General features: G+C 72.4%; 10 protein-coding genes. 9 read left to right on the top strand and 1 reads right to left on the bottom strand.

All coding sequences use genetic code 11. The features are described 5' to 3' along the window. Positions 1 to 199 (top strand): hypothetical protein (locus tag J2S22_RS30740; RefSeq protein WP_307155921.1); only part of this gene is annotated, 199 nt, incomplete at its 5' end. A gap of 48 nt (positions 200 to 247) precedes the next feature. Here J2S22_RS30740 and J2S22_RS30735 read toward each other — a convergent pair. Further along, positions 248 to 979, bottom strand: coding sequence for a 50S ribosomal protein L11 methyltransferase (locus J2S22_RS30735; RefSeq protein ID WP_272780796.1), 732 nt, complete (start codon positions 977 to 979; stop codon positions 248 to 250). A gap of 503 nt (positions 980 to 1,482) precedes the next feature. Between J2S22_RS30735 and J2S22_RS30730 the strand changes: the two genes are divergently transcribed. The 8 genes from J2S22_RS30730 to J2S22_RS30695 all read left to right on the top strand — a co-directional run bounded on the left by J2S22_RS30730 (position 1,483) and on the right by J2S22_RS30695 (position 10,906). Next, entirely contained in the window at positions 1,483 to 2,355 is an 873-nt protein-coding gene (locus tag J2S22_RS30730; RefSeq protein ID WP_272780797.1) for a DUF2189 domain-containing protein, read from the top strand. An 82-nt stretch (positions 2,356 to 2,437) separates the two neighbouring features. Beyond that, positions 2,438 to 3,652, top strand: coding sequence for a M20 family metallo-hydrolase (locus J2S22_RS30725; protein ID WP_272780798.1), 1,215 nt, complete (start codon positions 2,438 to 2,440; stop codon positions 3,650 to 3,652). A 376-nt stretch (positions 3,653 to 4,028) separates the two neighbouring features. Beyond that, on the top strand, positions 4,029 to 5,369 hold the full coding sequence (locus J2S22_RS30720) for a phenylacetate--CoA ligase family protein (protein ID WP_272780799.1): 1,341 nt from the start codon (positions 4,029 to 4,031) through the stop codon (positions 5,367 to 5,369). A 268-nt stretch (positions 5,370 to 5,637) separates the two neighbouring features. Beyond that, positions 5,638 to 7,470, top strand: coding sequence for an indolepyruvate ferredoxin oxidoreductase subunit alpha (gene iorA, locus J2S22_RS30715; protein WP_307155920.1), 1,833 nt, complete (start codon positions 5,638 to 5,640; stop codon positions 7,468 to 7,470). Next, positions 7,470 to 8,372, top strand: a complete 903-nt coding sequence (locus tag J2S22_RS30710) for a 2-oxoacid:acceptor oxidoreductase family protein (RefSeq protein WP_272780800.1) — start codon at positions 7,470 to 7,472, stop codon at positions 8,370 to 8,372. The genes iorA and J2S22_RS30710 overlap by 1 nt, the downstream gene beginning before the upstream one ends. After that, positions 8,369 to 9,505: a 2-oxoacid:acceptor oxidoreductase subunit alpha gene (locus tag J2S22_RS30705; protein WP_272780801.1), complete on the top strand. Its 1,137-nt coding sequence runs from the start codon at positions 8,369 to 8,371 to the stop codon at positions 9,503 to 9,505. Before J2S22_RS30710 ends, J2S22_RS30705 begins: the two co-directional genes overlap by 4 nt. Next, positions 9,498 to 10,361 carry a thiamine pyrophosphate-dependent enzyme gene (locus tag J2S22_RS30700; RefSeq protein WP_272780802.1) on the top strand — a complete coding sequence of 288 codons (864 nt, stop codon included), beginning with the start codon at positions 9,498 to 9,500 and terminating at the stop codon, positions 10,359 to 10,361. Before J2S22_RS30705 ends, J2S22_RS30700 begins: the two co-directional genes overlap by 8 nt. Beyond that, positions 10,358 to 10,906, top strand: coding sequence for a 2-oxoacid:acceptor oxidoreductase family protein (locus J2S22_RS30695; protein WP_272780803.1), 549 nt, complete (start codon positions 10,358 to 10,360; stop codon positions 10,904 to 10,906). Before J2S22_RS30700 ends, J2S22_RS30695 begins: the two co-directional genes overlap by 4 nt. Positions 10,907 to 11,119 lie beyond the last annotated feature (213 nt).

Here is an 11,119-nt window from a genome sequence, read left to right as displayed (position 1 = left end):
ATCCAGCAGCCGACGCGCGTTGAACGTCTCGCAGAACCACCCGCGCGAATCCGAGAACCGGCGCGGGACGATCAGGCGGGGAAGCGAGGTGGAGGGGCCGGAGGCCGCCGGAGCCGGGGCGGCTGAGGAAATCGGGGCCGGAGAGGTCATCGAAGGTCGCGTCGGTTGCCGCGGCCGGATCGCCGCGGCCGGACCCTAGGCGATCGGCCGCGGCGCCGCAAACCCCCGCCGACGGCGGCCTCGGGGCTCACACCGGCCGCAGCTCGTAGAGAATGAAGGTTTCGAGCACGATCGAGCGGTCGCCGACCAGGCGGGCCGCGAAGCCGGCCTCGCTGATCAGGGCGCCGAGCCGGTGCAGGTCCGAGTCGGAGGAGAACAGCACGTACATGCGGCCGTCCGACCGCAGCCGCTCGCGCGCCTGGACGAACAGGCCGGCGATGTCGCGATAGTCCGGGCCGGCCACCCAGGCGCGGTCGGCGACGTCGCGCGGCTCGCCCGGAAAGGAGGGCGGGCTGGAGATGATCACGTCGAACAGCGGCCGCGCCGCCACCGCCGACAGCAGGTTGGAGCCGATCCCGTCGACCCGGTCGGCGAGGCCGTTGGCGGCGGCGTTCTCGACCGCCGCGCGGACGGCGTTGGGATTGATGTCGACGGCGAGCACCTGCGCGGCGCCGGCCCGCGCCGCGGCGAGCGCCAGGATCCCGGACCCAGTGCCGACATCGGCCACCCGCAGGCCGTCGAGATCGAGCGTGCCGATGAAGCCGGCGAAATACTCGCTGGTGAGGAAGCGGCGCGGGTCGAACACGGTCGGCAGCACGGCGAGCCGGAAGCCCGCCGCGTCGACGGTGCGGCGGCTGCGCCGCTTGAGGAACAGGTGATAGGAGAAGAAGTGGACGAAGGTCCGGAAGGCCTTGCGCGGCAGGCCGGGGGACGGCCGGGGATGACCGAGGCGATGGGGATCGTCGAGGACGTCGTGCAAGCCGGTAGCTCCCGTTGGTCCGGCCGCGGGACGGCCGGTGGCGACGGCCCGCGTGGCCGCCATCGCGCTTGCCTTCGGGACCCGTTCGCGCCCACCCCGCGCCCTGCCCGCCCGACCGCGACCAGAACCGTCGCAGCGCTTGCCCGCGCCACTTCAGGAGACTGCCGGCCCCGACGCCCGCGTCCGCCAACGCTCCGGCCCCCGTCCGGGTTCAATGTACCTCGTCCCGCCCCCGCAACACCGAGAGCACGAGAGACACGCCCCCATTCCCGACCTGCGCCTGTCGGTCGCGGTCGGCGCCTACGACCGCAGCCGCCCGCTGATCGACGGCAGCGTGCGGATCGACGGCGTCGATCCCGTCGTCATGCGGCCGAGCCTGCCCTGGGCGAGCCCGCCCCCATCTCGCGATGGTGATCGGGTGCGGGCTCACGCCCCCTTGCCAGCCGGAGGCGCCTCCGCAACTCTACGGGTCGAGGAAACGCCAGCGTGCCAAGGGGGTCGCCATGAGCCACCAGGACGCCGTCCACACCACCGGCCTGTCCAGCAGCCTGTCCACCAGTCCATCCACGACTCTGCCCGAAGCCGCGGCGGAGGCCGCTCCGGCGGTCGCCCGCCGGGCCGATCCGCAGGTCCGCGCCGTCACGGTGCGCGACATCGCGGAGGCCATGATCCAGGGCCTGCGCGACTTCCAGGCGGCGCCGCTCTACGGCCTCGCCTTCGGCGCCTTCTACGCCGCCGGCGGGCTCGCCATCGTGGCCTGCACGTTCTGGGCCGGGGTCGGCTATCTGGCCTACCCGCTCGCCGCCGGCTTCGCCCTGCTCGGGCCGTTCGTCGCCGTCGGCCTCTACGAGGTCAGCCGGCGGCGCGAAGCCGGGGTGCCGCTCTCCTGGTCCGGCGTGCTCGGCACCGTGTTCGAGCAGCGCCACCGCGAGCTCGGCTGGATGGCCTTCGTGACGCTGTTCGTCTTCGTCGTCTGGATGTACCAGGTGCGCCTGCTGCTCGCCCTCATGCTCGGCCTGCGCAGCTTCACCTCCATGCAGGAGTTCCTCACCGTGGTGACCACCACGCCGGAGGGATGGATGTTCCTGCTGATCGGGCACGTGGTCGGGGCGGCGCTGTCGCTGGTCCTGTTCTCGCTCACCGTGGTGTCGTTCCCGCTGCTGCTCGACCGCGACGTCGACTTCGTCACCGCCATGATCACCAGTGTGCGGGCCGTGGTGACGAGCCCGCTGCCGATGATCGGCTGGGCGGCCACGATCGTGCTCCTGATGATCGTCGCCTCGCTGCCGGGCTTCCTCGGGCTCGTGATCGTGCTACCAGTGCTGGGTCACGCGACCTGGCATCTCTATCGGCGCATCGTCGTGCCGAAAGCCTGATCCCCGGCTCGCATTGCCCCAGAGTTTCGCCCGCCGCGACGCAAGTCGCGGCGGCGACATGCGTTTTCCGGAGCCTGCCCGCATGCCCGCGATCCGCGGCGACCGCCTGCTCGACGACCTGCGCACCCTCGCCCGCTTCGGCGGCCTCGCCCCCGGGGTCGACCGCATCGCCCTCTCGGCCGACGACCTCGCCGCCCGCCGCTGGCTGGTCGACCGGCTCGCCGCGGCCGGCCTCGACGCCGGCATGGACCGGCTCGGCAACGTGCTGGGGCGCGACCCGCGGGCCGCGCGGGCGATCCTGGTCGGCTCGCACTCCGACACGGTGCCGCGCGGCGGCTGGCTCGACGGCGCCATGGGCGTGATCTACGGGCTGGAGATCGCCCGTGCGTTCCGCGAGGCGGGCGGCGGCCCGGTCGGAATCGACGTGGTCTCGTTCCAGGACGAGGAAGGCACTTATCTGCCCTTCCTGGGCAGCCGCGCCTTCTGCGGCACCCTGAAGGACGGCGAGATCGACGCCGCCCGCGCCGAGGACGGGAGGACGCTCGCCGACGCGCTGGCGCCCCTCGCGGGCGAGCCGGCGCCGTTCCGGCTCGACCCGACCCGCCATGTGGCGTTCCTGGAGGCCCATATCGAGCAGGGCCCGCGGCTGGAGGCCTCCGGGCAGAAAATCGGCGTGGTCACCGGCATCACCGGCATCCGCCGCTTCCGGATCACCGCGACCGGCGCCGCCAACCACGCCGGCACCACCCCGATGGGGATGCGGCGCGACGCCGGCGCCGCGCTGGTGCGGCTCGCCGCCTGGATCGGCGAGACGTTCCCGGCGCTCGGCGGGCCCGAGACGGTGTGGAACATCGGCGCCATGACGTTCCGCCCCGGCGCCGCCAACGTGGTGCCGGGCGAGGCCGAGATGGCGGTGGAGATGCGCGACCTCGACGTCGCGATCCTCGACCGCATGGAGGCGGCGCTGGCCGAGCGGGTCGCGGGGGAGAGCCGGGACGGCGTCGCCATCGCGATGGTGCGGACGACCCTCGTCGCCCCGACCGTCATGGGGCGGGAGATCGTCGCGGCGCTGTCGGCCGCCGCCGTGGCCGCCGGCCATCCGCCCGTGCTGCTGCCGAGCGGCGCCGGCCACGACGCCATGGAGGTCGGCCGCGTGCTGCCGGCCGGCATGCTGTTCGTGCCGAGCATCGGCGGCATCAGCCATCACGTCGCGGAGAACACGGCCGACGCCGACATCGTCCTCGGCTGCCAGGTGCTGGCCGACGCGATTTCTCGCTTAATGCAGAATCTTGCTTGATCCCCCGGCGTGCCGCAGCCGCGGCACGCCATTCGAATAATTACAGATTATATTCCATCATCGCAATTCATGAGCGGCGGGTGCAGCATCCCGTCGCCCGCGGCGCGATCTGATCAGGCCGCAATGCTCGTTCGCCGGTCGGGCATTCTGCGCAATTGCGCTGCGCCGGCGCATCCCGTATGGACACTTCATTATTATTCCAATGACGCGAGCGCTTCCGAGCCACCGCGGTGTTCCTGTTCGTTGCCGTGCGTAAGACATCGCCCACAGCACCTCCCGGACCGACCGGCGGCCCTCACCCCCGACATCGTTCACCCGCGCCGCGGCCGGCAAGGCACCCGCCCTGCCGCCGCGCGCCAGACCGAAGGGGAGATGAATGAACCGGCCGGCCCTGAAGCCCGCTCCCGTGGCGGCCCCGCTGTTCGATCCCGCCGCCGAGACGATGCCGCGGGCCGAGCTCGCCGCCCTGCAGCTCGCGCGCCTGAAGACGACGCTGCGCCGCGCCTGGGACAACGTTCCCCACATGCGCCGCCGCTTCGAGGCGCGCGGCGTCACCCCGGACCATCTAAAGACGCTCGCCGACATCCGCCACTTCCCGTTCACCGGCAAGGCGGACCTGCGTGACAACTATCCGTTCGGGCTGTTCGCGGTGCCGCGCGAGGACGTGGTGCGGGTGCACGCCTCGTCCGGCACCACCGGCAAGCCGATCGTGGTCGGCTACACGGCGGGCGACATCGCCCTGTGGTCCGACCTGATGGCGCGCTCGCTGGTCGGCGCCGGCGCCACCCGGCACGACATCGTCCACGTCGCCTACGGCTACGGCCTGTTCACCGGCGGCCTCGGCGCGCATTACGGGGCCGAGCGGCTCGGCGCCATGGTGGTGCCGGTGTCGGGCGGCATGACGGAGCGGCAGGTCACGCTGATGCGCGACTTCGGCGCCAACGTGCTGTGCTGCACGCCCTCCTACGCGCTCAACATCGCCGAGGTGGCGGAGAGCAGCGGCATCCGGCGCGACGCGCTGAAGCTGCGGGTCGGCGTGTTCGGCGCCGAGCCGTGGAGCGAGCAGATGCGCGCCGAGCTGGAGCGCCGGCTCGGCCTGCAGGCGATCGACATCTACGGGCTGTCGGAGATTCTCGGCCCCGGCGTCGCCTGCGAGTGCACGGCCCAGGCCGGCCTGCACGGCTGGGAGGACCACTTCCTGTTCGAGATCGTCGACCCGAAGACGCTCGAGCCGCTGCCGATGGGCGCCACCGGCGAGCTGGTGATCACCACGCTCACCAAGGAGGCGCTGCCGATGGTGCGCTACCGCACCCGCGACATCACCCGGCTGATCGACGAGCCGTGCGCCTGCGGCCGCAGCCATGTGCGGATCATGCGGGTCACCGGCCGCGACGACGACATGATGATCATCCGCGGCGTCAACGTGTATCCGTCGCAGGTCGAGTCCGTGCTGGTCGGCCTGCCCGGCGTCGCGCCGCATTATCAGATCGTGCTGACGCGGCGGCACGCGCTCGATCACATGACCGTGGAGGTCGAGGTCGCGCCCGACGTGCCGCAGGACGACGAGACGCTGGCGCGCGTCGCCCGCGACGTGCAGCACCGCATCAAGTCGACCATCGGCATCAGCTGCGAGATCGCCGCGAGGCGCCCCGGCGAGGTACCGCGCTCGCAGGGCAAGGCGGTGCGGGTGAAGGACCAGCGGCATCTCGGGGGATGATCAGATTCACGGTCGTGACGGCGCAGGCGGCCCCAGCGTCCCCTCCCCCCTTGTGGGGAGGCACAGGGGGGGCACAGCGCTCGCGATGTGCCGTGCGGCTCACCCCCCTCTCCCCCACAAGGGGGGAGAGAGCAGGCTGCGCATGCGGCAGGCTTCCCCTCTCTCACCCACCCCCTTTGACCTTTCTCAACTCGGATCCGGACGAGACGGACCAGAGTGATTCCAAACAAGGGGTCCGTCGGCGTGAACGGACCGGAGGGAGCTTGCCGTGAGCATCGAAGCGTTGGCGCAGGAGACCGGGGCCGTCTCGAGCAAGAAGCCCGCCGAGGCGCTGCCGCTCACCGGCAACGAGGCGATCGCGCGCGGCGCCTGGGAGGCCGGCGTCAAGGTCGCGGCCGCCTATCCGGGCACGCCGTCGACCGAGATCCTCGAGAGCCTCGCCGAGTACGATCCCGCCGACGTGACGGCGCAGTGGTCGACCAACGAGAAGGTTGCGCTCGACACCGCGATCGGCGCCTCGTTCGTCGGCGTGCGGGCGCTCGCCGCGATGAAGCATGTCGGCCTCAACGTCGCCGCCGACTCGTTGATGAGCTTCTCCTATATCGGCGCGCATGGCGGCCTCGTGCTGGTGGTGTGCGACGACCCCGGCATCCACTCCTCGCAGAACGAGCAGGACACGCGGCTGTTCTGCCGGCTCGCCGGCGTGCCGGTGCTGGAGCCGGCCGACGCCCAGGAGGCGCTGGAGTTCACCAGGGCCGCGTTCGAGCTGAGCGAGCGGTTCGACACGCCGGTGATCCTGCGCGGCACCACGCGGCTCTCCCACACCCGCAGCGTCGTACGGGTGGGCACGCGCAGCGTGCCGCCGTCGCGCGGCTTCGTCGGCGACCACACCCGCACCGTGACGATCCCGGCCAATGCCCGCCGCCTGCACCCGAAGGTGATCGCCCGCGAGGCGGCGCTCGCCGAGTGGATGGGAACGACGCCGCTGACGCGGCGCGAGGACGGGCCGGACAGGCGCTGCGGCATCGTCACCTCGGGCCTCGCCTATCTGTACGTGAAGGAGGCGGCGCCGGACCTGCCGGTGCTCAAGCTCGCCGGCTCCTATCCGCTCGCCGTCGAGGCGATCCGCGACTTCGCCGCCACGGTCGACCGCGTCGTCGTGGTCGAGGAGCTGGAGCCGGCGCTGGAGGAGGCGATTCGCGCCATCGGCATTCCGGCCGAGGGCAAGAGCCTGTTTCCGCGCCTCGGCGAGCTCTCGGTCGAGCTCCTGCGCGACGGGCTCGCCAAGGCGGGGCTGATGGAGGCGCCCGCCCCTGTCGCGCCGATCGACATCGTGCCGATGGCACGGCCGCCGGTTCTCTGCTCGGGTTGCCCGCACACCGCGAGCTTCTTCGCGCTGCGCAGCATCGGCGCGCATGTCGCCGGCGACATCGGCTGCTACACGCTCGCCGCGATCGACCCGCTGCGCTCGATGGACACCTGCGTGTGCATGGGCGCCAGCATCGGTAACGCCGTCGGCATGGCGAAGGCCGGCCCCGAGAAGCCCGTCGTCGCCACCATCGGCGATTCGACCTTCCTGCATTCCGGCATCCCGCCGCTGATCGACGCCGTCTACAACAAGGCCGACATCACGGTGCTGATCCTCGACAACCACATCACCGCGATGACGGGCGGCCAGGACCATCCCGGCACCGGTCGCGACCTGCGCGGCGAGGACGCGCCGCGGGTCGACACCGCCGCGCTGTGCCGCGCCATCGGCATCGACTGGGTGCGGGTCGTCGACCCGTACGAGGTCGGCCGACTGCTGCAGACGCTGCGCGAGGCGACGGCGCATCGCGGCGTCTCGGTGGTGATCGCCTCGCGCCCCTGCGTCCTCGATCCGGTGAAGATCAAGGGCGCGCCCGTGGCCGTGACGGCGCAGAGCTGCATCGCCTGCCAGTCCTGCATGAATCTCGGCTGCCCCTCGATCACCTGGTCGGGCGAGCTGTTCGAGGGCCGCCACAAGGTGACGATCGACGCCGCGACCTGCATCGGCTGCACGATCTGCGCCCAGGTCTGCCCGACCGACTGCATCCAGCCGGTCGCGACGGGAGTCCACTGATGCGCCCGCTTCCACAAGAGGACTTCGCCCCGGCGCCGCGGCCCGCGAGCGCCGGCCTGAACATCCTGGTGGTCGGCGTCGGCGGCCAGGGCGTGCTGATGATCTCCAAGGCCCTCGCCCTGATGGCGCAGCGCCGCGGCTTCGCCGTGAAGCAGAGCGAGGTGCACGGCATGGCGAAGCGCGGCGGCATCGTGTTCAGCCACGTGCGCTTCGCCGAGCAGGTGTGGTCGCCGACCATCGCGCGCGGCGAGGCCGACATGCTGATCGCGCTCGAATGGGCCGAGGCGCTGCGCTGGCTCGATCATCTGCGCCCCGGCCGCGGCGTCTTCATCGCCGACACGCGCAAGATCGTGCCGCCCTTCGCCTGCCGCAGCCGCAAGCTCGGCGCTCCCTCCGCCTACGCCCGGGAAACGCCTGCGGACGTCGTCGGCCGGCACGCCGACGGCTGCGCACTCGATGCGACCGGCATCGCGACGGCGCTCGGCGATTCACGCGCCGCTAACACGGTGCTGCTCGGCCGCCTCTCGGCCTGGCTCGACTACCCCGTGGCCGAGTGGCACGAGGTGATCGCCGCGATCGTTCCGAAGGGCACGCGCGAGATCAACCGCGCCGCCTTCGACGCCGGCCGCGCCTGGACGCCGCCCGCGCCCGACGAGGCGCCGGCGGCGAGCGCCGCGGCGGCTGTCGCGCCGGGTCCGGATCTCCGTATCGGCGTGTCGATCGATGCGGCGTGGTGCAAGGGCTGCGGCATCTGCGTGAAGCTGTGCCCGGAGCGCTGCCTCGCCATGGACGGGCCGAAGGCGATCGTGAGGACGCCGGCCGCCTGCACGGGCTGCCGGGTGTGCGAATGGCTGTGCCCGGACTTCGCCGTCACGGTGCGCAACGAGGGAGTGCCGGCATGACCACGCTCACGGCCCTGCACGGCAACCATGCCTGCGCGCTCGCCGCGATCGCGGCGGGCTGCCGCTTCTTCGCCGGCTATCCGATCACGCCGTCGAGCGAGATCGCCGAGCACCTGTCGCACGCGATGCCCAAGGTCGGCGGCACCTTCGTGCAGATGGAGGACGAGATCGCCTCGATCGCCGCCGTGATCGGCGCCTCGCTCGGCGGCCTGCGCGCCATGACGGCGACCTCCGGCCCCGGCTTCTCGCTGATGCAGGAGAACATCGGCTACGCCGCCATGGTGGAGGCGCCCTGCGTGATCGTCGACGTGATGCGCGGCGGCCCCTCGACCGGCATGCCGACGCGTCCCGCCCAGGGCGACGTGATGCAGGCGCGCTTCGGCAGCCACGGCGACCGTCCCGTGGTCGCGCTCGCGCCCGCGTCGGTGCAGGAGATCTACACCGAGACGATCCGCGCCTTCGACCTCGCCGAGCGCCTGCGCACGCCGGTCACGGTGCTGTACGACCAGGTGATCGCCCAGCTCCTGGAGAGCGTCGCGGTGCCGGCGCCTTCGGCGGTCCGGGTGCGCGAGCGCAAATGGGCGAACGGCGCGAGCGGCTGGGAGCCCTACGCGGCGGACGACGACGGCGTGCCGGCGATGGCGCGGCCCGGCGACGGCCACCGCGTCCACACCACCGGCCTCACCCATGCGGAGAGCGGCTTCCCGACCCAGGCGCCGCCCGTGGTCGACCGCATGATGCGGCGCCTGCTCGGCAAGATCGACGTCAACCGCGCCCTGATCGAGAAGCACGAGACGCTCGCCGCCGAGGACGCCGAGGTGCTGATCGTCGCCTACGGCATCACGGCCCGCGCCGCCCGCCGCGCCGTGACCACGTTGCGCGAGACCGGCGTCAAGGCCGGTCTGTTCCGCCCGATCACGCTGTGGCCCTTCCCGGAGGCGGCGCTCGCGCGGCTCGCCGGCCGGGCCCGGGCCGTGCTGGTGCCGGAGATGAACGCCGGCCAGCTCGTGCTCGAGATCCAGCGCATCGTCGGCCACACGCCGCCGGTGCGGCCGCTGACCCGCATCGACGGCGAGCCGATCGCGCCCGACGAGATCACGGCCGCCGTCAGGGAGCTCGCCGTCCATGCTTGACGCCACGCCCAAGACGACCTGCGATCAGAAGGCGCCGTTCGACCCCAGGGAGTGGCTGCGGCTCGCCGCCATGCCGCATTTCATGTGCCCGGGCTGCGGCCACGGCATCGCGCTGCGCGCCCTGCTCGCCGCCGTGCACGACTGCGGCATCGCCAAGGACGACCTCGCGGTCGTCTGCGGCATCGGCTGCTCGGGCCGGGTCGGCGGCTACATCGACGCCAACACGATGCACACGACGCACGGCCGGCCGCTCGCCTTCGCCACCGGCCTGAAGCTCGCCCGCCCCGACCTCACCGTGGTGGTGGTGACGGGCGACGGCGACTGCCTCGCCATCGGCGGCAACCATCTGATCCACGCGGCGCGCCGCAACCTCGACATCACCTGCCTGATGCTCAACAACGAGGTCTACGGCATGACGGGCGGACAGGCCTCGCCGACCACCGCGGCGACCCGCGTCACCTCGACGACGCAGTCGGGCGCCATCGAGCCGACCTTCGACGCCTGCGCGCTCGCCGCCGCGGCGGGCGCCGGCTTCGTCGGCCGCGAGGTGACCCGGCAGGCGCCGGCGCTCAAGACGCTGATCGCCCGGGCGCTGCGCCACAAGGGCTTCGCCTTCGTCGAGGTGATGTCGGACTGCACCGAGATCTACGGCCGCAAGAACGATCTCGGCGAGGCGCCCGAGATGATCCTGAGCCAGAAGGCCGACATGCGCCCCGAGCAGCATCGCGACGCGCCCGACCAGCCGTTCCGGCCGAACGCGCTGCCGACCGGCGTGTTCGTCGAGCGCGACCTGCCGGAATACGGCGAGCGGCTGCGCGCCCATGCGGCGGCGATTCGCGGGGAGATCACGCCATGACGCCCGGCACCAACCGACGCGAGATCCGCCTCGCCGGCTCGGGCGGCCAGGGCCTGATCCTCGGCGCCCGGATTCTCTTCGAGGCCTTCGCGGTCGAGGGCCGGCGCGCCTCGCAGTCGCAGAGCTACGAGCCGACCTCGCGTGGCGGCTTCTGCCATTCCGACGTGGTGGTGAGCGAGGATCTCTCCGACTTCCCGCTGGTCACCGGGCTCGACGCGCTGATCGCGCTCGACCAGGTCGGCTTCGACCGCTCGATCGCGCTCGCCAAGCCCGATGCGCTGGTGATCGCGGATCTCCGCATCGACACGGCCGCGGCGGCGGACCGCCGCCTGCACCGGCTGCCGCTCGCCGAGCGGGCGGTCGCCACCGGCAACGCCCGCATCGCCAACATGGTGGCGCTCGGCGCCTTCGTCGGCCTCTCCGGCCTCGTCCGCCCGGCCTCGCTGGAGGAGGCGATCCGCCGCGAGACGCCGGAGAAGTTTTCCGAGCTCAACCTCACCGCGGCCCGCGTCGGCCTGGCGCTCGGCGAGCGGCTGGCGGCGTAGACTGACGTTCCGCTTCCTTCACCTCTCCCCTGCGGGGAGAGGTCGGAGCTCGCGCCTTCGCGCGAACTCCGGGTGAGGGGGTGCCGAGGCCAGCCGACCGGCGCCGTAAACCCTCACCCCGGCGCGCGCCTGCGGCGCGCCCCCCCCCCACACCCCCACGTAGCGGGACAACACGCCGCCCCCCGGGTCGATGAGGCCCCCCAACACCCAGCC

The organism is Rhodoplanes tepidamans (genome assembly GCF_030813915.1).
Taxonomy (GTDB): Bacteria; Pseudomonadota; Alphaproteobacteria; order Rhizobiales; family Xanthobacteraceae; genus Rhodoplanes; species Rhodoplanes tepidamans.
The sequence above is the reverse complement of the archived record's forward strand: the minus strand, read 5'-3'. Positions and strand labels throughout refer to the sequence as shown.

Excerpts from the sequence above, each read along its gene's own strand:
- J2S22_RS30730 (WP_272780797.1), top strand. The coding sequence starts at position 1,483 with ATGAGCCACCAGGACGCCGTCCACACCACCGGCCTGTCCAGCAGCCTG.
- J2S22_RS30725 (WP_272780798.1), top strand. The coding sequence starts at position 2,438 with ATGCCCGCGATCCGCGGCGACCGCCTGCTCGACGACCTGCGCACCCTC.
- J2S22_RS30720 (WP_272780799.1), top strand. The coding sequence starts at position 4,029 with ATGAACCGGCCGGCCCTGAAGCCCGCTCCCGTGGCGGCCCCGCTGTTC.
- J2S22_RS30710 (WP_272780800.1), top strand. The coding sequence starts at position 7,470 with ATGCGCCCGCTTCCACAAGAGGACTTCGCCCCGGCGCCGCGGCCCGCG.
- J2S22_RS30705 (WP_272780801.1), top strand. The coding sequence starts at position 8,369 with ATGACCACGCTCACGGCCCTGCACGGCAACCATGCCTGCGCGCTCGCC.
- J2S22_RS30700 (WP_272780802.1), top strand. The coding sequence starts at position 9,498 with ATGCTTGACGCCACGCCCAAGACGACCTGCGATCAGAAGGCGCCGTTC.
- J2S22_RS30695 (WP_272780803.1), top strand. The coding sequence starts at position 10,358 with ATGACGCCCGGCACCAACCGACGCGAGATCCGCCTCGCCGGCTCGGGC.